Origin of the sequence: Bacillus sp. YBsi01 (assembly GCF_038406745.1) — a bacterium.
Classification (GTDB): domain Bacteria; phylum Bacillota; class Bacilli; order Bacillales; family Bacillaceae; genus Bacillus; species Bacillus siamensis.
In genome coordinates this window covers 252,777-272,981 of sequence record NZ_CP151679.1, presented here as the reverse complement: position 1 = coordinate 272,981, position 20,205 = coordinate 252,777, and the positions used below count along the sequence as shown (strand labels likewise).

The following is a 20,205-nucleotide window of genomic DNA, read 5'->3' as shown; positions in this document are numbered from 1 at the left end:
GCTTTTTGTATGGTTAAAAACCGAGCGGATGCAGCGAGGTGATATCGCTGATGGCAAGCTCAGCAGGCGCACCGTTGCTCGTCGTCCTCAAATAGATGGCATCATTTTTTCTGCCGACGATTACGCCTCTGTAAGTTTTCCCGTTGGCTTCTATCAAACAAAGCGCCCGGGGCATATTATGCGGCAGTTTCGTTAAGAAATCAATTTTTTCAAGAATGGACATTCTGCTCATCGGCTTTTTCACGCGCTTTGGCGGGACCCTCTCCTCCGAGGCGTCATTGTGAACCGCTTCAGGCTCTTTTTCTGCGGCGTCGGGCTCAGCAGCATCCTGCACTTGCGCCGGAATTTCTTGTGCGGCTTCCTCTGTTCGGCTGTGCTGTTCAGGTGTCTGCTTTTCTGGTTCGGCAGGCGCTGCTTCGACAGGCTGAGTCTTACTTTTTTCCTCCTGTCTTCCTTGCGCAGGCTCTTCTATAGGCGGCTGAGGTGTTTTCCTTTTGATTAATATATCCTGCATTGATGATTGCGTGTCTGAATAATCCGGCTGCACAATATACATGAGCGGTTTTTTGTCCGCGTTTCTGTTTTGTTTTGACATCTTCATCCCTCCGATTCTGTCATGTTTTATCTATATGACGGAATGATTAAAATCAGAAGAAAGAAAAAGCAATCCCTAAAAAGGGACTGCTTGTCAATTAACGTGCGGTAATATGGAAACCGGAATCAACGTGAAGATTTTCGCCCGTGATGCCTCTTGACAGATCACTGAACAAGAATGCGGCCGTGTCACCCACTTCTTCAGGTGTTGTCGTGCGGCGCAGCGGCGCGCGCTCTTCGATTTCCTTCAGGATAGAATTGAAATCACTGATTCCTTTTGCAGAAAGCGTGCGGATCGGTCCTGCTGAAATGCTGTTGACGCGGATGTTTTCTTTTCCTAAGTCAGCCGCTAAATATCTGACACTTGCATCAAGAGACGCTTTTGCAACACCCATTACGTTATAGTTTGAAACGACGCGCTCGCCGCCGAGGTATGTGAGTGTGACGATGCTGCCGCCTTCAGTCATGATCGGACGAGCCGCTTTTGCGACCGCTGTCAGAGAGTAAGAACTGATGTTATGCGCAAGCAGGAATCCCTCACGGTTCGTATTTAAATATTCACCGACAAGCTCCTCTTTGTTTGCAAACGCGATGCAGTGCGCAATGCCGTGAATCACACCGACCTGCTCTTTAATGCTCGCAAAGCAAGTTTCGATCTCAGCGTCATTTGTCACATCACACGGAAGGATGAGAGAATCATTTCTTTCTAATGTAGCCGCAAGGTCATGAACTGATTTTTCCAATCGCTCCCCTGCGTAAGTGAAAATGAGGCGCGCTCCGGCTTCATGAAGCGAGCGGGCGATTCCCCAGGCGATACTGCGTTTATTGGCAACGCCCATCACCACGATGTTGCGGCCTTCTAGTGAGAAATTCATATGTATAAAGCCTCCTGTAATCGTCTTAAAGACATAATTTAGTACCTGATCTTAATTTTTATCATATCATAACCTTGTCCAGATTAAAAGCATGGGAAAAAGACCGCGGGGTGTTGAAGCGGTCTCTTTTTATCTCGTCTGCAGGCTGTTTCTTTTATAGGCAAAATGATTTGTCGGCCCGTGTCCAGCTCCGATGCCGAGCGTATGTTCCACGGCTTCACGCACAAAGTTGGCAGCTGTCTCAAACGCGGCTTGAATATGTTTTCCTTTTGCGGTTTCCGCCGTCAGCGCAGCCGCAAATGTACAGCCCGTTCCGTGGGTGTGTTTCGTATCAATATAGGCGTGACTGATTCCGGTAAATGATGAACCGTCAAATAATAAATCAACGATTTTCCCCTGTTCAGGCTGGTGTCCGCCTTTTATGATGACGTTCTTTGCGCCAAGCTGGCAAAGGCGTTCGGCCGCTTTTTTCCGGTCTTCAAACGTACGGATTTCCATTCCGGTCAATGCCTCAGCTTCCGGAACATTCGGCGTAATCGCATAACTGCGCGGAATTAACAGCTCTTTTAACGCGGCCTGTGCTTCCTCACGCAGCAGGGATGCGCCTCCTTTGGCAATCATGACGGGATCGGTGATGAGATGCTCCAGTCTGTACTGATCCATTTTTTGCACAATTTCCGCAATCATCTCCGCGCTCCACAGCATTCCCGTTTTTATCGCGTCAGGCCGCAGATCTTCCGCTACCGCGTCGATCTGGCTGCCGAGCGCTTCCCGGGTGAGCGGGTAGATGCCGTGAACGCCCAATGTATTCTGAGCGGTTACTGCTGTAATGGCTGACATCCCGAAGACGCCGAGCTCCTGAAAAGTTTTCAGGTCCGCCTGTATACCGGCCCCTCCTCCTGAATCTGACCCGGCAATCGTCAATGCTTTGCAAATGCTCATGCTGTTTTTCTCTCCTTTCGCATTATCCGATCCATTTATGATAAAAGGATTTCGCTCTGCTGATGTCGCTTGTACCGTGAATTAATGCTCTGCCGTCACGAAACAGAACCATCTTGAAACTGTCTGTCGTGAAAGAAATTAAATACGGATTGGCCGAAACGTCAAGCCCGGCCCGTCTGAGCTGTCCCGAAAGCCTTTGCAGATCAAACGGCTCTGAGATTCCTGTTCTGATCTGTACCGTGTTTCTCCCGCACAGAACAGCCGCTTTTGACTGATTCTCGTAAGATAAAAATGGAAAATCGTTCGTGCCGCAGCTCGGGCAATCCGCTTTCTTGAGACGGGCAACGTTTATTTCGGACCGTTCATTTTTCCACAAATCAAACGAGCGGAGAACATGCTCAACAGGTCCGCCTGTTAACAGCTTCAGCGCGTCTGCAGTCTGAAAAACAGCCGCCTGTAATACAGCCGGACTGATAATTCCCGCCGTATCACATGTCATACCGCCTAAAGGCAATGTCTCAAGCAGACAGTGAAGGCACGGCGTGACACCGGGAATGACGGTAAAGGAGAGTCCGTAGCTGCCGACACAGGCGCCGTACAGAAAGGGAATTCCTTTCTGTACAGCCGCATCGTTCACAATCAGCCTCGTTTCAAAGTTGTCAGTCGCGTCAATGATAAGAGATGCGTCACAAATCAGTCCGGGTGCGTTTTCCGCAGTGACATCCATGACAAATCCTTTCACATCTACATCGCTGTTGATGGATTTAAGCCGTTTTTCAGCTGCCGCGGCTTTCGGTATTTCCTGTCTGACATCATCTTCGGTATAAAGCTGCTGGCGCTGGAGATTACTCCACTCCACATAATCTCTGTCAGCGATCGTTACCTTCCCGACCCCTGCTCTGACAAGCATCTCTGCATTTGCCGCGCCAAGCGCACCCGCGCCGATAACCACGGCATGAGACGACCGGAGCTTCTCCTGTCCGTAGGGACCGATCGGCTGATACAGCTCCTGTCTGGAATATCTGTCCGTCATACCGGAAGACCGTCCCGCGGACTGCTTGCAGTTCCGTAATCTTTCACCGGAATCCGCCCGGCTTCATAAGAAAGGCGGCCCGCTTCTACGGCAAGCTTCATCGCCCGGGCCATTTTGACCGGATCATCAGCGCCTGACACAGCGGTATTTAATAACACGCCGTCAGCTCCGAGCTCCATCGCGTAGGCGGCGTCTTTTGAAGATCCGACACCGGCATCAACAATGACCGGCACCTTCGCCTGTTCAATGATAAAGGAAAGATTCAGCGGATTTAAAATTCCCTGACCGGAACCGATCGGCGAAGCGCCCGGCATAATGGCATGCACTCCGAGCTCCTCAAGACGTCTTGCGAGCACGACATCGTCCGACGTATACGGAAGCACGATAAATCCCTCTTCAAGCAGCTGTTCTGATGCTTTCAGCGTTTCAACCGGATCAGGCAAAAGTGACCGGCTGCAACCGATGACTTCCACTTTTATCATGTCACAAAGTCCTGAAGCTTTGGCAAGCCTTGCGATTCTGACCGCCTCTTCAGCCGTTGCGGCGCCGGCCGTATTCGGCAGAAGCGTGTACTTAGACAAATCAAGCTGTTCGAGAAAGTTTGGCTGAGACTGTTCAAAGATGTTCATCCGCCGCACCGCAAAGGTTAAAATATCTGATTCCGAGACGGCCACCGCCTCTTTCTGAATCTCAAAACTCGGATATTTCCCCGTTCCTAACAGCAATCTTGACTGAAACTGTTTTCCGCCTATTGTTAACATCCTCATCCGCCTCCTACAAAATGGACAATTTCTATGACGTCGCGATCACATAAACTTGTGTTTTCATAATTCTTTTTTTCGATGATTTCTTTATTTCTTTCTACAACTACGATTCTTTGATCAAGCTGATACGATTCAAGCAAATCCTGAACCGTCCCCTCTTTTCGATCCCAATCAATTTGTTTTCCGTTCAGTTGAAGGATCATATTTGAACAGCCTCCTTGCGATCAATTCGAAACGCTTCTTCCCATTCATGTTTAACCTGTCTTCCCAGGATCATATCCCGCACCATTTCAGCCGTTGCCGGAGCTAACAGGATGCCGTTTCGAAAATGGCCGGCGGCGAATATGATGCCGCTGTTATCAGGATGCCGCCCGATAAACGGCTTTCCGTCTTTTGTCCCCGGCCTGAGCCCCGCCCAAAACCGGTCTATTTTCATATGTTCGATGGCGGGAAGCATGGTTTTCGCTTTCGCAATGATAGCCTCAATCCCGCCGATGTCAGGCGTGTCGCTCCAGTCGCCCTGTTTCATCGTGGCGCCGATGACAAGCCGCCCGCTTTTTCTCGGAACGACATAACAATGATCATGGTAAAGGGTTTTGGTCAGCGGGATTTCGTCATTCCACACAGAGAGGCATTCTCCTTTCACAGGGAAAAAAGGCTGTCCCAAGCCGAGCTGGCTGAAAAACCGGCCGCTCCATACACCGCTGGCAACTGCGACTTTGTCAGCATAAACATCCCCGCCGGACATTGTGATGCAATATTCCCCGTTCACCCGTTTTACGGAAGTGACTTGTGTATGCTCACATATGTCAGCGCCATAACGCCGCGCCCCTTTTGCATATGCTTTGCAAACATAGTAAGGTTCGACATGGACATCGTCTTTTATAAAATATGCGCCGAGAATGTCCTTTGAAGTGTAAGGCTCTTTTTCAAGAACCTCTTCCGCTGAGAGCCAAGTGACGGAAGGCAGATCATCCATTTTCCGTAAACGGGTCATGTCTTCTTCTGTATACGCCAGTTTAAGCATTCCGCCGTTATGGCGCCTGATATTAATGCCGCTGGCTTCCTCAAGCTCTTGCCCCGCCGCTTCATACAGTCTTTGGCTGTGCATAGCAAAATCAAAAAACGCATCCCGGTTTTCACATTCCGCGTGAGCGCCAAGCATTCCCGCCGCAGCGCTTGTCGTTTTTCGGCCGATTGCTCCGTCTTCAAACAAGACAACGTTCTGCTGCGTCTTCGCCAGCTCATAAGAAATGGCGCATCCGATAATTCCGCCCCCGATAACCGCCGTATCATAGTGCTTCTTCATAATCAGCCTCCCTCACCGCGCGTGCATACCGTTTTGCCGCCTCCTCAGGGTTTTCAGCTGAGAAAATGCCTGACATGACAGCAATTCCGTCCGGTTTCGCCTGCTTTGTGAGTCGGATCGTCTGTAGTGTCATTCCGCCGATTGCAATGACGGGGATGGAAAGCGTCCGTTTGATATCTGAAAGCAGGCTGATGCCTCTTGCTTCAAGTCCTTGTTTACATTCGGTTTCAAACACATGGCCGAACACCACATAATCCGCATCTTCCTTTTCAGCTTGGATGGCTTCTTGCAGTGAATGTACCGAACGTCCGATATGAAGATGGGGAAATCTGCTTCGCACCTGCTTTACGGAAAAGCTGCTAGACGGGAGCTGAACACGGTGTATATTGGCAAAAAACGCGATATCCGCTCTGTCATTGATGATCAATTTGTCCTTATCCGCACCGCCTCTTTTCAACAGTGACAAAAGCTGCATGATCTCTCCCGCTGTTTTATCCCGCTCCCTGATATGGATAAAGCTTACTTCGCGCTGAATCGATAGAATATCCTCGGCCAGCTTGGCAACGGGTTTGCGATTATCAGTTACGGCGTGCAGTTCCAAAGGATTCCACCTCTTTTCCGCCCTTCTCGGACCAGCCTTCTTTTTGATAAGCCATTCCCCAAAATTGATATTCATAATAGCTTGAAATCACAAAATTCTCTTTCATTTTCGCGCGGATTTCCTCTGTACTGTTTTCAGCAATCTCGTCAAAACGGCTGATCTGTTCTTCGACCTGCTGTCTGAACCAGTCTCCGCCGTATGTACCGATCCATTTTTCGTAAATCGGATGTTCCGGTTTGCATTCCTTTAAGCGTTCGCCGACTTCATAATAAAGCCAATAACAGGGCAGAAGTGCAGCTAATATTTCTCCAAAATTGCCGCTCATCACCGATCTGTACATATGAGACGTATAAGAATAGGCTGTCGGCGCCGGCTTAAATGCCGCACGCTCTTCTTCTGTAATCCCTAAAAGCTCCGTAAATTCGCGGTGCAGCGCCATTTCCGCTTCATATGTGCCTTGAGCGTGGCCCGCCATCCTTCCCGTCGTAAACAAGTCTTCGGCATATGCGGCTGCAAACGCCTGAACTTTTGCAAAATGCGTCAAGTAGTAGGAATCTTGCAGTACATAATAACTGAAACGGTCTAACGGCAGGCTTCCGTCACCGATCCCTGTTACAAACGGATGAACAAAGCTTCCGTCCCACCATTCGGCTGCCGCCAGTCTGCACTCTTCAGAAAATGTCATAAAGTTTTCCCCCCTGATAAAATAAAAAAACCACTTTCCCGCATCGGAAAAGTGGTTTGGAATTTATCTGGATAAAAGGAACCCAAAAAATACCGCTCCACTTCCCTACGCAGGTCTGAACCTGTTCAAGTTATGAGGGTCTAAAAGTCTCACTTTTATCTCAGCCCTTATGAAGGACACCCCTAGTGGTCATACGATTGATCATTTACTTGTTATGCCTTCTATCTTATCACGAAATGCAATTTGGTCAAGCTTCAAGGATTTTTCTCAGCTCCGACACGTAGTTGCGTGAGCCCGTAACGATGAGACGGTCTCCTGTTTTCAGCCTCGTGTCCCCGTGCGGAACGATGCTGTCCACACCTCTGAAAATCCGGACGAAAATCACATCGCCCATCAGCGGAAATTCGCGCAGAATAATGCCGTTATACGCCGTATTTTCCAGATTGATCTGATAAAGCGAAGACTCTTCATTCGTCAGAAGGTTCATCACGCCCGGCGCTTCAATTAATGCGCGCAAGAGCGTCTTTGTAGACAGAAGGATAGAAAAAATACTGATGCCCTCTTCCTTCAGTTTTGTTTCATGTTCAACCGAGCCGACGCTTGCGATGATGCGCTCAGTCCCTTTCTCTTTCGCCATTAAGGCGATTTCAGCGTTCACATCTTCATTTCCCGTCGCCACGACCAGAATATCCGTTTTAAAAATACCGTGCGACTCAAGCGTGCCGGGCTCGTAATCAGAAATCGTTTCAACAGAAAAAACGGATTCCGCAAGCTTTTCCCCGGCATTTTCCTGATACACATGGACGACCCGCACATCATATTCCTCATCAGGCAGCTCCAGCGTCACCGGAAGCGTCATTTGGTTGGCGCCGATAAATGTAATGCGCTTCTTTTCCTGCGGCGCACTTTGCCGCTTGAATAATTTTTTAAAGCCGACCGGTGTGATGATGCTGGCGATAACCGCAACCAAAGTCAGCGCGCCGGACATATTGGCGCTGATAATGTGAAGCCTTTCTCCGATCGTAGCCGCCGCGATAACAAGCGACAGCGTAGAAGTCAGCAAAAACCCCGAAGCAAACACGGTTCTTTTGTCATACCATTTCTTTAAATAAAACACGGGGAATATTTTGCTGATAAACAGCGCAAGCAGAAGCAGCGGAATCATCGTCAATGTTTTCGGATCTTGGAAGAGCGTCCATATGTCCAGCTTCACCCCGACCATGACGAAAAAGATCGGAATTAAAAACCCGTAGCCGAATGAATCCAGCTGCTCCACCATTTCTTTATTCGGCGACAGAAGCGATACTAAAACGCCTGCTAAAAATGCACCGAGAATATTTTCCGCCCCGAGAGATTCCGATAAAGCGACAAGCACGATAATCAGTGTAAAAATGGCTCGCGTGCCGATCTGGACGGTGCCTTTAGACATCGACTGCACAAACGAGCGGTGTTTAAAGATCCTGCCGAAGAAATACAGCACCACCCCCGCGGCAAAGAGAATCAGAAGAAGCCACATATTTCCGCTGTCTTCCCCGTAAAGAGAAGAGAAGAAAGCGAGCAGAATCATCGTAGCCAAGTCCGCAATAACGGCGACAAGCAGAATGATCTGGCCGATATTGGAATTCATGATCCGTTCTTCCTTTAAAGTCGGAACCACCACACCGAGTGATATTGTCGAAATAATAAGCGTCATTAAAAACGCGTTTTGAATAAAACCGGCTAATACAAAGGCATAGGACAGCAGTAATGATAAAATAAAGATGCCGAAAAATATGATCAGTGCGGCAGAAAACGTATTGGGTGCTTCCTTGCCGTTCGGAAGGAATTGTTTTTTCTTCCCTTTCTCAAATGACGAAAAGTCAATTTCCAATCCGCTTAAAAACATTAAAAAGATAAAGCCGAGAACAGACAGCGTCTCCAGCCACGTGTCTCCCTGAACGACGAGATTCAGGCCGCTTTTTCCGATAATAAGCCCCATGATGATTTCCGCGACAACGACCGGAATGCTGAGCTTAAACCGATGTAAAAGGAGCGGCGTCAAAAAAGCGACGATCAGAACGACGACTAAAGAAGCGACTGATGTGTGTTCCATTTGTAAATACCTCCTTAAAACAAGGGTTATAAAAGCCCGCTTAAAGCGGGCAATACCTTACTTTTTTTAAAAACATAACGCATATTCTAACAAGGCTGGCGGCGAAAAAAAAGTGATAAGGCATTATTTCTTCAAATTCTTTTTTTAATTTGTACCAAAACAGCGTAATTAGGTAAAGGAATTAGTCCCATAATAAATAAAAAACCGGAAAAGGGAGGCTGACAGAATGGCTTATGACATCATCAGCGATATACACGGATGTTATGACGAAATGATCGCGTTAATGCAAAAGCTCGGATATGAAGTGAAAGACGGAATGCCCGTCCATTCTGAAGACAGAACGCTAGTCTTTGCGGGAGATTTAACAGACAGAGGCCCCAAATCCGTAGATGTGATGCGTTTCGTGGCAAAAGCATATGAAAAAGGCATCGTCCGTTATGTCCCGGGAAATCATTGCAACAAACTGTATCGTTACTTAAAAGGAAACCCCGTAAAAGTGATGCACGGACTGGAAACGACGGCAGCCGAACTGAAAGAGCTGTCTCCCGCCGACAGAACGGAAGTCTCCAGACAATTTATCCGATTATATGAGTCAGCGCCGCTTTATGACATTTTACATAATGGCGATCTCGTTGTCGCCCACGCCGGCATAAAAGCTGACGATATCGGTAAATACTCGCGTAAGGTAAAAGAATTTGTGTTGTACGGCGATATCACGGGTGAAACGTATCCCGACGGCAGACCCGTCAGAAGAGACTGGGCCGCCGCCTATGAAGGGAAGGCATGGATTGTTTACGGCCATACCCCGGTAAAACGCCCCCGGATCGTCAACCGTACAATCAACATTGATACAGGATGCGTCTTCGGGAATCAGCTGACAGGCTTTCGCTTTCCGGAGCATGAAACCGTCTCTGTTGAAAGCTCAATGCCCTATGATGCTTCACGCTTTCGCGAAGATCAAGGCAGTCAGACATGAAAAAAAGCCCGAAACCGGTAAACGGTTCGGGCTTTACATATGTTCAATCAATGTTTTCATATCGTCAGGAACGGGGGCATGAAAAACAAGCGTTTCTCCTGTTATGGGGTGTACGAATGAAAGCCGCTCACTGTGAAGCGCCTGCCGTGCAATTTCCTCGTTTTTTCCGCCGTACAGCGTATCACCGACTAACGGATGGCCGAGGTAACTCATGTGCACCCGGATTTGATGCGTCCGCCCCGTCTCAAGCCGCAACTGCGCAAGCGTAAACACACGTCCGGTTTTTTCCGTTTGAAAATGCGTTACCGCTTCTTGTCCCTCCGGCGTTACCATCCGCTCAATAATGCTGCCGGGTTTTCTGCCGATTGGCGCGTCCACTGTTCCTTTCTTCTGCTGCATGACGCCGTGTACGACAGCGAGATACCGCCTGCTGACAAGCCCCTTCTTCTGCGCTGCCGACAAAAGAGAATGAGCAAGCCGATGCTTGGCGATCAGCATCGCTCCCGACGTATCCCTGTCAAGACGGGTGACGAGATGAACCGTGGACTGTACGCCGCTTTTTAAGTAATGGCTGATCACTCCGTTAGCGATGCTTTCCGACGGGTGTTCCCGTGATGGAATTGAGGAAACAAACGGCTGTTTATTGACCACCAGCACATGGTCATCTTCATAAAGAATGTCAAGCGGAACCGGCTCAGGCAAAAGCGTTTCACTCACATGCTCCTTTGGGAATTCAATCTTAAGCACATCCCCTGCCGCTAATACGGCGCGGACGGTTACATGCTCTCCATTGACAAGAAGATCTCCCCCGCCGAATTTGATGTCAGCGAGAAGCCGTTTCGAAATGCCGAGCTGTGCCGTATATTCTTTTACCGTCATGCCGGCTTCCCGGGCTGAAATATTCTTTTGGATAAAAAAGTTGTTCAATCCGTTTCCTCTTTCTATTCGCCTTTTCCGATAAAGGAGTCCTGCACTCTTTTCCAAAACGGAAAAGGGCGGAATCTTGCAAATCTGACTTTTTCATTTGCCACCCGGCATAGAATAGATTTGACATCCTTATGCAGCAAGGTCAAATGATCAATTGTGACTTGGAAGTCGACGTCGTTTCTCGGTTTGATGACACAGTTATGATGATCGGGAAGCAAAAGCGGCGAACCGACAGTCCTGAACACTCTGTTGTTGATGGATGCCATTTCCGCAAGCTGAATCGCTCTGATGGAAGGATGGATGATCGCGCCGCCTAACGCTTTATTATAAGCCGTGCTTCCGGAAGGCGTTGACAGACATAAACCGTCTCCCCTGAACGTTTCAAACAGCTGGCCTTTAATTTCAACGTCAGCGACGAGACTGCCTTCAATGCTTTTGATCGTACATTCATTCAAAGCCAGATACCGTTCCTCACGCTCTTCATCATGATAAGTGACAACCACTTCAAGAAGGGGATATTCCACGGTATGATACGGCGTTTTGGCGATGGCAAGAACAAGCTTTTCTATCTCCTGCGGAACCCAATCGGCATAAAAACCCAAATGCCCCGTGTGAACCCCGACAAAAGCCGTTTTATCGAGACGGTCGCTGTATCTGTGGAATGCGTAGAGAAGCGTTCCGTCACCGCCGACGGAAATAACGATTTCCGGCTCTTTTTCATCCAAGGTCATATCAAAATCAAGTAAATACGCCTGTATTTTGCTTTTCAGTGTATCTGAAACTTCGTCTCCTTTTGAAGAAACGGCAAATTTCATGCCATTCCCCTCCTTTCTACTGGTGGCCTCCCGCTTTTTTCTTTCGTGAAAACGCGGCTTGGGCTTCCTGAATCTCTCCGCGGATTTCAGACATTTCTTCATCGAGCCGGGATGCGGCTTCCGAGGCCCGCTGCAGCCTCAGCTTTACTTTTTCGGGAATGTTCCCGCTGTATTTGTAATTCAGTGAATGCTCAATGGTGGCCCAAAAGTTCATGGCAAGCGTCCGAATCTGTATCTCCACAAGAACATGCTTTTCTCCGGACGCAGTTTGTAAAGGATATAAAACGACAAGGTGGTAAGACCGGTATCCGCTCTCTTTATGCTCTGCTATGTAATCCCGCTTGTCGACAACGGTAAAATCTTTTCTGGCAAACAGCATATTTTTGACGATCTGGATATCATCGACAAATTGGCACATAATACGCAGTCCTGCGATATCCTGCATCGTTTCAATCTGATGAAGCGGTATGCTTTTCCGTCTCGCTTTTTCAAGTATGCTTACCACCGGCTTCACGCGGCCTGTCACAAACTCAATCGGTGAGTGGTCATCTTCATACTCATAAAGGGTTCTGACGCCTTTCAGCTTCACCTTTAATTCCTCAACAGCCTGGCGGTATGGCGCTAGAAATTGCTCCCATTGTTTGTCATCCATCGTACATCCCCCAATTCCGAACCTGATCTAAAGAAATACGCTTTTCACTTTTTCTTCCATATCTCCGTAGTTTGCATTATCTTTAATATTTTCAATAAGATAATCGAGTTCTTCATGCAGCCCTGAAAGTTCAACCGTTTTGCCGCCGGCCTCCAGCACCGCCGGTTTTCTTTTGTCAAAGGCCTCTTTCAGATCCGGCCATACATGTTCTTTTATAATGACATATTCAAAAGAGTCAGCTGTTTCAAGTATGTATACAAAAGCAAAGTGATCGGAATCAACAAGCATTTGACCTGTGGCTTTGCGTTCCGCTCCGCTTAAGTCCTCTCCGCACTTCAGGCGGAGCACGTCTTCTGTTAATGATGCATTTTGAATTTCAATTCTCTTTTGCATAATGTTCTCCTTTTTTAACAAAGTACAGCATTTATTTTATCATATCAAGGTCGATATTGATAAACGTAACCTCTAAAGAGATAATGGGAATTATACAATTTTTCGTCCTGAAAGGAAGACTGTCATGACCCAAGAAATAGAAATTGAATTCAAAAATCTGCTGACAAAATCAGAATTTCAGAAGCTGAGTGAAGCACTCGGCATGAAAAAACATGATTTTAAGCAGCAAATCAATCATTATTTCGATACAAAAGATTTTTCTCTGAAACAAAAAAAATCAGCCCTCCGCATCCGTGAAAAAAACGGCGCGTTCGTCCTGACTTTAAAAGAGCCTGCCGCGGTCGGTCTGCTGGAAACGCACCAAGAGCTTGCAAAACAGCCTGGCCTTGCCAGCTTCAAAATTCCCGATGGCCCCGTAAAACGGCAGCTGGACGGTCTCGGTATCCATTCAGAAGCCATTTGTTACTTCGGAACGCTGTCGACTGAACGCGCGGAAAAAGAATCAGAAAAAGGCTTAATCATTTTAGATCACAGCCGATATTTAGAGAAAGAAGATTTTGAATTGGAATTCGAGGCTGCTGAGTGGGACGAAGGAAAACGGGCGTTTGAACAATTGCTCAAGCAATTCGGCATCCCTCAGCGGGTCACTAAAAATAAAATCCAGCGTTTTTATGAACAGAAACAAAAAAAGGTGGAATGACACAGTGAATATAACGAATTGGGCGTCCCTTCTCCAGCTTCAATCAATGGCGCTGCAATCAATCTCTAATACAAGCACCGCTTCAAGCGGACAATCTGCAGAAAGCCCGCTTGCAAATTTCAGCGCGCTGCTCAGCCAATATACGGGCACAGCCGTCCGGCAGCAGCCGGAAGCGGGTATTTTAAACGGGGTGCGGACCGATCATACTTCATATTCACCGAGAATACCGGTTTCAGTCAGTCCCGCGGCCGCTTCACAGACCGCTTCTTCCGGTATAAAACCTGCGCATACAGCTTCTGACATCAGCACCGGAAACTTTTCAATAGACAGCGCCATTCAAAAAGCGGCCGAAAAATACGGAGTGGACGAAAAGCTGATCCGTGCGGTTATTAAACAGGAATCAGGCTTTAATCCGAAAGCGGTCAGCGGTGCGGGGGCGATGGGACTGATGCAGCTCATGCCTTCCACAGCTGAATCACTCGGGGTGTCAAACCCGCTTGATCCCGTCCAGAACGCTGACGGCGGGACGAAATACTTAAAGCAGATGCTCACAAAATACGACGGAAATGTGTCTTTGGCGTTAGCCGCCTACAACGCAGGCCCCGGCAACGTAGATCAGTACGGAGGCATTCCGCCGTTTAAAGAAACACAGCAATATGTCAAAAACATCACCCGGCAGTATTACGCGTAAACCAGAGAGGCTTCCTTCTCTGGTTTTTTTGCGGAGTAAATCTTACACATGAATGAAGTCGATGTGATATGATATGAAATACAAGCGCCTGACAGAAAGGCACTTTGTTTGTAGAAATAAAATGTTATTGCTAAAATATACAGTAACTGAAGATAGTAAAACTGAAAGATAATTTCGCAATAGGAATTATGATTCCTATTAGCCATATAAAAGGAGTAGTCAACATGGGACAATCGTTTAACGCACCATATGAAGCGATTGGAGAGGAACTTCTATCGCAACTTGTTGATACTTTTTATGAGCGTGTCTCGTCTCATCCCTTGCTGAAGCCGATATTCCCAAGTGATTTGACTGAAACGGCCAGAAAACAAAAGCAATTTTTAACCCAGTATTTAGGCGGGCCTCCCCTCTATACTGAAGAACATGGCCATCCCATGCTCAGAGCAAGGCATCTTCCCTTTCCGATTACGGCAGAAAGGGCTGATGCGTGGCTGAGCTGTATGAGCAGAGCAATGGATCATGTCGGGCTAGAGGGCGATATTCGTGAATTTCTGTACGGGCGTCTGGAATTAACGGCCAGACATATGGTAAACCAGTCAGAAGCGGAGGATCGATCATATTGACGAACTATCAGCATGAGCAATACTTCGCCCATTGCCACGGACATCCAAAAAAACCGCTGGAAATTTACATGTTTGTCGACCCTTTATGTCCTGAATGCTGGTCGCTGGAGCCCGCCATAAAAAAATTAAAAATCCGATACGGACGTTTTTTTACGCTGCGGATCATTGTTTCCGCGAGCATCACATCGCTGAATAAGCAAAAGCGTAAAAAACACCTTCTTGCCGAAGCTTGGGAAAAAATCGCGAACCGTTCCGGGATGCCGTGTGACGGAAGCCTTTGGCTTGAGCAGGATCAGCCCCTTTCATCACCTTATCTGGCGGCACTCGCTTTAAAAGCGGCCGAACTGCAGGGAAGAAAGGCCGGCATCCTGTTTCTCCGCAACATGCAGGAAAGCCTGTTTGTCTCAAAGCAGAATATTACAGATGAAGACGTTCTTTTAGAGATTGCCAAAAAGACGAAATTGGATATCGAAGAATTTAAACGCGATCTCCATTCACAAAGCGCGGTAAAAGCACTGCAGTGCGATATGAAAATCGCCGCGGAAATGGACGTCACCGTTAATCCGACATTGACGTTCTTTAACAGCCTGCATGATGACGAAGGGCTGAAAGTGCCCGGCAACTATTCTTATGAAGTATACGAAGACATCTTATTCGAAATGCTCGGCGATGAACCGAAGCCTTCTGAAACGCCGCCTTTGGAATGTTTCATTGAATATTTCCGATTTGTCGCATCGAAAGAAATTGCACTTGTTTATGATTTAAGCCTTGAGGAAGTTGAAAAAGAAATGAAAAAACTGGCGTTCGCCAAAAAGGTCGCCAGAGTGGATGCAAAGCATGGTCTGTTTTGGAAATCCTTAACCGGAACCAAAGAGGATGTTACCTGCTGCGATCATTAAAAAAAGCTGATTCCTTACGGAGCCGGCTTTTTTTGTGCAAATAAAGAAACCGCGCCGGGATAAGCGCGGTTTCATATGTCTTAACGACAACAAAGGGGATGGGAGAAATTTTTCACGGTCAAACAAAGGGGTAATGTTTGTTTGTGATCAATTTCACATCCTTATCATATCAAATCTTGTCGAGTTTTGACAACCCATAAGCTTAATGTTCATATTTTTGTCACAAAACATAACTGACTGCTTGTTTTCATAGAATATATCAATGTAAACAAGGAGGGACATACATGCTTCGCACCGTATTGACCATCGGAATGATTGTGTTTTTCTTCTTTTTAAATCTGCTGGCCATGATGCACATGCTGCCGATTTACATCACATCTCCCCTGCTGTTTCTGTCGATATTGTTTGCCCTGTACCGGCTGAATCACCGAAAAACGTTTAAAGGATTTTAAAAAGCCTGCGCATCTTCTGCACAGGCTTTTTCTATTATGAAGGGTTCACTTTCGAAAGGAGTTCTTCCATTTCATTCAGTTTCTCTTCAAACATTTTACAGGCCGCCTCGATCGGTTCAGGCGATGTCATATCGACTCCCGCTTTTTTCAGTATGTCGATCGGGTATTCTGAGCTTCCCGCTTTTAAGAATTCGGTATAACGCTCAACCGCAGGCTTGCCTTCTTTTAAGATCTGGCTGCTCAGCGCTTGGGCCGCACTGTAGCCTGTCGCATATTGATACACATAATAATTGTAATAGAAATGCGGAATTCTTGACCATTCCAGGCTGATTTCTTTATCAATCACCATGTTGTCTCCGAAATACTTTTTATTGAGATCATAATAAAGCTTGCTCAGCAGTTCAGGCGTCAGCGGCTCGCCTTCTTGCGCTTTCGTATGAATCAGATGCTCAAATTCAGCGAACATCGTCTGTCTGAAGACTGTGCCTCTGAAACCTTCAAGCATGTGGTTGAGCAGGTACAAACGCTGTTTTTCATCTTTTAAGCTGTTCAGCATATATTCACCAAGCAGCGCTTCATTGGTCGTAGAAGCGACTTCAGCGACAAAAATGCTGTAGTTTCCGTACGGATACGGCTGATATTTTCTCGTATAGTAGCTGTGCACGGAATGGCCGAACTCGTGAACGAGCGTAAACAGATTGTTGACATTGTCATGCCAGTTCATCAAGATGTACGGATTCGTGCCGTATGTACCGGACGAATAAGCACCGCTGCGTTTTCCTTTGTTTTCGTATACATCGACCCAGCGGTTTTCAAGTCCTTCTTTTAAAATAGACGCGTATTCCTCGCCTAACGGAGCAAGCCCTTTGAGCATATAATCTTTTGCTTCCTCATATGTGACCTTCATTCCCGAATCTTTTACAAGCGGTGTGTACAGGTCATAAATATGGACTTCATCAAGGCCGAGCACCTTTTTCCGCAAATCAATGTAACGGTGTAATAACGGAAGGTGTTTATTGATCGTTTTGATCAGGTTATCATAAACTTCTTCAGGGATGCTGTTATTGGATAAAGCCGCTTCCCGTGCTGATTTGTATTTTTTCACGCGGGCGTAAAAATTGTCTTTTTTCACAGTGCCGCTGAGTGTAGTCGCCATCGTGTTTTTATACTGTCCGTATGTTTTATATACGGCTTTAAAGGCGTTTTTACGGACTTCCCGGTCGCTGCTTTCCAGAAAATTAATAAAGTTGCCGTGTGTGATTTGAGTTTCCTTGCCGTCTTCATCTTTAATTGACGGAAACGTAATATCGGCGTTATTTAACACACTGAATGTGTTGGAAGGCGAAGACAGCGCTTCTGACGCTTCCGCAAGCAGGGCCTCTTCTCTTTCACTCAGCACGTGCGGACGCTGTTTTGTAATTTCTTCAATTGCATGGGAGTAAAGCTTCAGCTCTTCTTTTTCCAGAATAAACTGATGCAGCTTGTCCTCCTGAATCGCCAGAATTTCCGGTTCAATATAAGCAGTCGCACTGGCAGCCTGAGAATACAGACTTGCGGCTTTGTCGTTCAGCCCTTGGTAGAAAGAATTTCCCGTATCCTGGTCTGAACGCATATGCGCGTATGCATAAAGTTTCCCCAAACGGCTCGTCACTTCATCCTGTGCGGTAAGCGCCGCGTATAAATTATCGGCTGAATGAGCAAGCGTGCCTTTAAAGGAAGATAAATTCGGAATTAATTCTTTAACCGCTTGAAATTCTTTATTCCAGGCCTCATCACTAGGAAAAATATCCTCTAGTCTCCATGTATGCTCTGCCTTTACTTCACTTCTGTCAGGCAGCTGTGCTGCTTTATTTTCCTCAGTCATGGTGATCCCCCTCGTTTTCTTTACTTCAAGCCAATTGAAAAAACGATTGTTTCTCCAAAAACTTGTGTTGTGATTATCTTCCGGCTTTTCACTGCCTTTTGTCAAATCATATGCGGCATATAAGACCAAGCATACCAATAATCCAGTGAAAAAACGAAAACAAAATGCCCGTACGCCCTTCACATTCAGCCACCACCTTGACGTTAGGGTGAACGAAATCAAGCATTCTCATTCTCCAAAAAAGAGCTGATCCCGCTGATGCAGCTCTTCAGCCGTTTGAGGGCGCTTCTGTTGAGATGAGGGCATATATACTTCATTCTCAGTTTCCCTTAAAAAATCCTGCAAGCATAAGAAATCCGCATATTGTTTTACCGCCATTCCGATGAGATGTTCGTGAGAATCGTACCGCATCCGGATTTCCTGACGGCGGATGTTATGCCGTACATCTTGAATCAAGCCGGATAACCGGATCGGTGCTCCTTTTTCAAAAAGCTCCGCAAGCCGCAAGTATAAATGGCCCTGCCACACGAAAACGGGACTTGCAAACACAAATCCCGCTGAAACGGGAATAAACACTTCAGAAGGCAGAAAAGGAAATGCAACCTGGTGTCTCTCGTAAAAAAGCCGCCGGATGAGACCGGCATCCTCAGATAAAAACCGGCCGCTTTTTTTGCGGAATCCGGCTACGGCGCGTCTCCAAGAGGAAAGTTTGACGCTGTGCCGCCCTTCCGGATGACAAATGTCTTTCAGGTTTGCTTTGTGAAGTGGGATCGTAGTTAAGCCGGCATAAGAATAGCCGGTGTAAAACGGGGTGATGGAATGCAGTTTGTAAAAGGAGCGGGCGTCGGGGCAGTAAAACATCAAGGATGAAAATAAATTAGCTTCAAAGAACTGCCAGTGATATGCAGAAAGCCGGAAAAAATGCGCAGCCAGCCGTTTCAGGCGTTTTGCCCCGATGATCCAGACCGGCCGGTATCCGGCGTTTTTCAGGCCTGCCGTCCGGCTCTTTAAAGAGTCTGCCGAAAGGTTCGCACATTGAAATTCAATAGCCAGCCTCTCTTTTCCGTTTTCAGCCGTCAAGTCAGGCCGCTGACCTGCGGAAGTCAGATACGGCTCCAGACTGACGGTGCACCCTTGTGCCTTAAGCCAGAGAAAAAGCTGTCTTTTTCCTTCCAGATGGTATTCACTTTCAGGCTCGGATTCTCCCGGACACAGCCTGCTTTTTTTATGGGCGAAGTGCGGCAGTTTCTCCCGTCCAAGTTTGATATCAAGCTCACTTTTACACACGGGGCAGAACCAGCGCTTATTTCTCAGCTCCGCCGCCTTTTCCTTTGAATAGCTTCCGGCCAGCTGAATGAGCCGGCCGTCGGCATTCACAGCACTGAACATATTGCATCTTCTCCTTTCCTGAATCTTGTTGTATTCAGCAGAAAGAAGGCATAATCCTGTTTGCGAGTGAGCGCCGTTATGGGGTTTTCAGCCGTTTATCATGTCATTGAAAACAAAAAAAACCGATTTCTGCTGAGAGAAATCGGTTTGTTATGATGCAAAGTGTTTTTTTATCGTATATAACGCATGATCAGCGATCACCAATTTTCCGTATTCTTCAAGACGGTGAATGCTGACTGACGATTCGTGCGCGTACTCCAACAGGATGCTTAGCTGATTTTCAACCTCTTCATCAGTTTGCTCATAAAAATCTGCATATAAATAATATCGGTTTTCAAACGAATACAGGGTCGTTTTAATTCCGTTAAGATTCAATTTTGATAGCGAGATGAGATCCTCAAAATCATCGAACCGCAAAGTGAACTGAAGCTTTTGCTCCTTATCTTCCCGGCTCTCGGCCTGCTCTTCTTTCTGGAAATCATCAAGTAAAGCATCGAGATTTTCATCTGCCGGCTCTTGTTTTTTATCTTCCGGGATCGGCAGTTCGAGTTTTTGTCCGTCCTTGGAAAGCTGGGCTTTTGTTACGATTATTTCCAGTCCTTTGTCCAATGCCTGAACCTGAATCCAAAGAGGACCCTCGACAGCGAATTCCTCTTCATCATGAACTTCATCCATGACTTCCCAGAACAGTTCTTCACTGCGCTCGCGATTGTACCAGATTTCTTCTCTGTCAAAACCGCGATCTTCAATATCACCATAAGACATATAAAATTTTACAGTATGCTCGTTAATTCTTTCTATTTCCATTTTGCCAACCTTCCCTTCTTTATAAGATGTTGAAGGGACATCTAAGCTCCCGATGAATAGTACTTTACTACACTTTACCCATTCCGTCCACATCTTAACCTTATAGAAGACAGCACAAATTC

General features: G+C 46.9%; 23 protein-coding genes, 1 pseudogene and 1 riboswitch. Of the genes and pseudogenes, 6 read left to right on the top strand and 18 right to left on the bottom strand.

Annotation, left to right across the window (positions count from 1 at the left end; all coding sequences use genetic code 11):
* Window positions 1–13 precede the first annotated feature (13 nt).
* The 10 genes from AADZ70_RS01490 to AADZ70_RS01445 all read right to left on the bottom strand — a co-directional run bounded on the left by AADZ70_RS01490 (window position 14) and on the right by AADZ70_RS01445 (window position 8,895).
* Entirely contained in the window at window positions 14–595 is a 582-nt protein-coding gene (locus AADZ70_RS01490) for a CotO family spore coat protein (protein ID WP_064777842.1), read from the bottom strand.
* Between the two features lie 97 nt (window positions 596–692).
* Window positions 693–1,469 (bottom strand): enoyl-ACP reductase FabI, encoded by a 777-nt coding sequence (fabI, locus tag AADZ70_RS01485; protein ID WP_013351851.1) that lies wholly within the window; start codon window positions 1,467–1,469, stop codon window positions 693–695.
* Between the two features lie 129 nt (window positions 1,470–1,598).
* The gene (gene thiD, locus AADZ70_RS01480) at window positions 1,599–2,411 is read right to left on the bottom strand and encodes a bifunctional hydroxymethylpyrimidine kinase/phosphomethylpyrimidine kinase (RefSeq protein ID WP_064777841.1); all 813 of its coding nucleotides are present in this window, start codon (window positions 2,409–2,411) and stop codon (window positions 1,599–1,601) included.
* A 22-nt stretch (window positions 2,412–2,433) separates the two neighbouring features.
* A complete protein-coding gene (locus AADZ70_RS01475) occupies window positions 2,434–3,444 on the bottom strand; it encodes a thiazole biosynthesis adenylyltransferase ThiF (protein WP_342007590.1) in 1,011 nt (336 codons plus the stop codon).
* Window positions 3,441–4,211, bottom strand: a complete 771-nt coding sequence (gene thiG / locus AADZ70_RS01470; protein WP_099745145.1) for a thiazole synthase — start codon at window positions 4,209–4,211, stop codon at window positions 3,441–3,443. Before thiG ends, AADZ70_RS01475 begins: the two co-directional genes overlap by 4 nt.
* A complete protein-coding gene (gene thiS, locus AADZ70_RS01465) occupies window positions 4,208–4,411 on the bottom strand; it encodes a sulfur carrier protein ThiS (RefSeq protein WP_045506936.1) in 204 nt (67 codons plus the stop codon). The genes thiG and thiS overlap by 4 nt, the downstream gene beginning before the upstream one ends.
* Window positions 4,408–5,517: a glycine oxidase ThiO gene (gene thiO, locus AADZ70_RS01460; RefSeq protein WP_045925342.1), complete on the bottom strand. Its 1,110-nt coding sequence runs from the start codon at window positions 5,515–5,517 to the stop codon at window positions 4,408–4,410. Before thiO ends, thiS begins: the two co-directional genes overlap by 4 nt.
* Window positions 5,501–6,118 carry a thiazole tautomerase TenI gene (gene tenI, locus AADZ70_RS01455; RefSeq protein ID WP_342007589.1) on the bottom strand — a complete coding sequence of 206 codons (618 nt, stop codon included), beginning with the start codon at window positions 6,116–6,118 and terminating at the stop codon, window positions 5,501–5,503. The genes thiO and tenI overlap by 17 nt, the downstream gene beginning before the upstream one ends.
* Entirely contained in the window at window positions 6,096–6,803 is a 708-nt protein-coding gene (tenA, locus tag AADZ70_RS01450; protein WP_342007588.1) for a thiaminase II, read from the bottom strand. The genes tenI and tenA overlap by 23 nt, the downstream gene beginning before the upstream one ends.
* Window positions 6,804–6,888: 85 nt before the next feature.
* A riboswitch (TPP riboswitch) is annotated at window positions 6,889–6,997 on the bottom strand.
* A gap of 53 nt (window positions 6,998–7,050) precedes the next feature.
* Window positions 7,051–8,895, bottom strand: coding sequence for a monovalent cation:proton antiporter family protein (locus tag AADZ70_RS01445; RefSeq protein WP_016938214.1), 1,845 nt, complete (start codon window positions 8,893–8,895; stop codon window positions 7,051–7,053).
* 226 nt (window positions 8,896–9,121) lie between these two features.
* On the opposite strand from AADZ70_RS01445, the gene prpE reads away from it, so the two are divergent.
* A complete protein-coding gene (gene prpE, locus AADZ70_RS01440) occupies window positions 9,122–9,871 on the top strand; it encodes a bis(5'-nucleosyl)-tetraphosphatase PrpE (RefSeq protein ID WP_045925339.1) in 750 nt (249 codons plus the stop codon).
* A gap of 33 nt (window positions 9,872–9,904) precedes the next feature.
* Here prpE and AADZ70_RS01435 read toward each other — a convergent pair whose 3' ends face one another.
* The 4 genes from AADZ70_RS01435 to AADZ70_RS01420 are packed head-to-tail and all read right to left on the bottom strand — an operon-like array spanning window position 9,905 to window position 12,658.
* Window positions 9,905–10,798 (bottom strand): RluA family pseudouridine synthase, encoded by an 894-nt coding sequence (locus AADZ70_RS01435; RefSeq protein WP_342007587.1) that lies wholly within the window; start codon window positions 10,796–10,798, stop codon window positions 9,905–9,907.
* Window positions 10,799–10,812: 14 nt separating this feature from the next.
* Window positions 10,813–11,613: an NAD kinase gene (locus tag AADZ70_RS01430; RefSeq protein ID WP_047477853.1), complete on the bottom strand. Its 801-nt coding sequence runs from the start codon at window positions 11,611–11,613 to the stop codon at window positions 10,813–10,815.
* Window positions 11,614–11,629: 16 nt separating this feature from the next.
* Window positions 11,630–12,265, bottom strand: coding sequence for a GTP pyrophosphokinase family protein (locus AADZ70_RS01425; RefSeq protein ID WP_016938218.1), 636 nt, complete (start codon window positions 12,263–12,265; stop codon window positions 11,630–11,632).
* 27 nt (window positions 12,266–12,292) lie between these two features.
* Entirely contained in the window at window positions 12,293–12,658 is a 366-nt protein-coding gene (locus tag AADZ70_RS01420; protein ID WP_095240942.1) for a hypothetical protein, read from the bottom strand.
* A gap of 124 nt (window positions 12,659–12,782) precedes the next feature.
* Between AADZ70_RS01420 and AADZ70_RS01415 the strand changes: the two genes are divergently transcribed.
* From AADZ70_RS01415 to AADZ70_RS01395, 5 genes are all read left to right on the top strand, one after another.
* Window positions 12,783–13,358 carry a CYTH domain-containing protein gene (locus tag AADZ70_RS01415; protein ID WP_342007586.1) on the top strand — a complete coding sequence of 192 codons (576 nt, stop codon included), beginning with the start codon at window positions 12,783–12,785 and terminating at the stop codon, window positions 13,356–13,358.
* 4 nt (window positions 13,359–13,362) lie between these two features.
* Window positions 13,363–14,049 carry a lytic transglycosylase domain-containing protein gene (locus AADZ70_RS01410; RefSeq protein ID WP_342007585.1) on the top strand — a complete coding sequence of 229 codons (687 nt, stop codon included), beginning with the start codon at window positions 13,363–13,365 and terminating at the stop codon, window positions 14,047–14,049.
* 224 nt (window positions 14,050–14,273) lie between these two features.
* Window positions 14,274–14,672 (top strand): thiol management oxidoreductase, encoded by a 399-nt coding sequence (locus AADZ70_RS01405; RefSeq protein WP_016938222.1) that lies wholly within the window; start codon window positions 14,274–14,276, stop codon window positions 14,670–14,672.
* Window positions 14,669–15,571 (top strand): protease adaptor protein SpxH, encoded by a 903-nt coding sequence (gene spxH, locus AADZ70_RS01400; RefSeq protein ID WP_099745140.1) that lies wholly within the window; start codon window positions 14,669–14,671, stop codon window positions 15,569–15,571. The genes AADZ70_RS01405 and spxH overlap by 4 nt, the downstream gene beginning before the upstream one ends.
* Before the next feature lie 284 nt (window positions 15,572–15,855).
* Complete coding sequence (locus AADZ70_RS01395; protein WP_016938224.1) at window positions 15,856–16,023, top strand: hypothetical protein; 168 nt, start codon at window positions 15,856–15,858, stop codon at window positions 16,021–16,023.
* A gap of 34 nt (window positions 16,024–16,057) precedes the next feature.
* Here the strand turns inward: AADZ70_RS01395 and pepF are convergent, their stop codons facing one another.
* The 4 genes and pseudogenes from pepF to AADZ70_RS01375 form a co-directional block, all read right to left on the bottom strand.
* Window positions 16,058–17,887 (bottom strand): oligoendopeptidase F, encoded by a 1,830-nt coding sequence (pepF, locus tag AADZ70_RS01390; RefSeq protein ID WP_099745180.1) that lies wholly within the window; start codon window positions 17,885–17,887, stop codon window positions 16,058–16,060.
* A gap of 228 nt (window positions 17,888–18,115) precedes the next feature.
* Window positions 18,116–19,276 (bottom strand): competence protein CoiA family protein, encoded by a 1,161-nt coding sequence (locus AADZ70_RS01385; protein WP_342007584.1) that lies wholly within the window; start codon window positions 19,274–19,276, stop codon window positions 18,116–18,118.
* Between the two features lie 150 nt (window positions 19,277–19,426).
* A complete protein-coding gene (gene mecA / locus AADZ70_RS01380) occupies window positions 19,427–20,083 on the bottom strand; it encodes an adaptor protein MecA (protein WP_045925332.1) in 657 nt (218 codons plus the stop codon).
* A pseudogene (locus AADZ70_RS01375) lies at window positions 20,074–20,176 on the bottom strand (hypothetical protein). Before AADZ70_RS01375 ends, mecA begins: the two are co-directional and overlap by 10 nt.
* Window positions 20,177–20,205 lie beyond the last annotated feature (29 nt).

Excerpts from the sequence above, each read along its gene's own strand:
- thiS (WP_045506936.1), bottom strand. The coding sequence starts at position 4,411 with ATGATCCTTCAACTGAACGGAAAACAAATTGATTGGGATCGAAAAGAG.
- AADZ70_RS01420 (WP_095240942.1), bottom strand. The coding sequence starts at position 12,658 with ATGCAAAAGAGAATTGAAATTCAAAATGCATCATTAACAGAAGACGTG.
- thiD (WP_064777841.1), bottom strand. The coding sequence starts at position 2,411 with ATGAGCATTTGCAAAGCATTGACGATTGCCGGGTCAGATTCAGGAGGA.
- AADZ70_RS01415 (WP_342007586.1), top strand. The coding sequence starts at position 12,783 with ATGACCCAAGAAATAGAAATTGAATTCAAAAATCTGCTGACAAAATCA.
- thiO (WP_045925342.1), bottom strand. The coding sequence starts at position 5,517 with ATGAAGAAGCACTATGATACGGCGGTTATCGGGGGCGGAATTATCGGA.
- AADZ70_RS01490 (WP_064777842.1), bottom strand. The coding sequence starts at position 595 with ATGTCAAAACAAAACAGAAACGCGGACAAAAAACCGCTCATGTATATT.
- mecA (WP_045925332.1), bottom strand. The coding sequence starts at position 20,083 with ATGGAAATAGAAAGAATTAACGAGCATACTGTAAAATTTTATATGTCT.
- tenA (WP_342007588.1), bottom strand. The coding sequence starts at position 6,803 with ATGACATTTTCTGAAGAGTGCAGACTGGCGGCAGCCGAATGGTGGGAC.
- AADZ70_RS01445 (WP_016938214.1), bottom strand. The coding sequence starts at position 8,895 with ATGGAACACACATCAGTCGCTTCTTTAGTCGTCGTTCTGATCGTCGCT.
- AADZ70_RS01430 (WP_047477853.1), bottom strand. The coding sequence starts at position 11,613 with ATGAAATTTGCCGTTTCTTCAAAAGGAGACGAAGTTTCAGATACACTG.
- AADZ70_RS01425 (WP_016938218.1), bottom strand. The coding sequence starts at position 12,265 with ATGGATGACAAACAATGGGAGCAATTTCTAGCGCCATACCGCCAGGCT.
- AADZ70_RS01395 (WP_016938224.1), top strand. The coding sequence starts at position 15,856 with ATGCTTCGCACCGTATTGACCATCGGAATGATTGTGTTTTTCTTCTTT.
- AADZ70_RS01405 (WP_016938222.1), top strand. The coding sequence starts at position 14,274 with ATGGGACAATCGTTTAACGCACCATATGAAGCGATTGGAGAGGAACTT.
- thiG (WP_099745145.1), bottom strand. The coding sequence starts at position 4,211 with ATGAGGATGTTAACAATAGGCGGAAAACAGTTTCAGTCAAGATTGCTG.
- pepF (WP_099745180.1), bottom strand. The coding sequence starts at position 17,887 with ATGACTGAGGAAAATAAAGCAGCACAGCTGCCTGACAGAAGTGAAGTA.
- AADZ70_RS01385 (WP_342007584.1), bottom strand. The coding sequence starts at position 19,276 with ATGTTCAGTGCTGTGAATGCCGACGGCCGGCTCATTCAGCTGGCCGGA.
- fabI (WP_013351851.1), bottom strand. The coding sequence starts at position 1,469 with ATGAATTTCTCACTAGAAGGCCGCAACATCGTGGTGATGGGCGTTGCC.
- prpE (WP_045925339.1), top strand. The coding sequence starts at position 9,122 with ATGGCTTATGACATCATCAGCGATATACACGGATGTTATGACGAAATG.
- AADZ70_RS01475 (WP_342007590.1), bottom strand. The coding sequence starts at position 3,444 with ATGACGGACAGATATTCCAGACAGGAGCTGTATCAGCCGATCGGTCCC.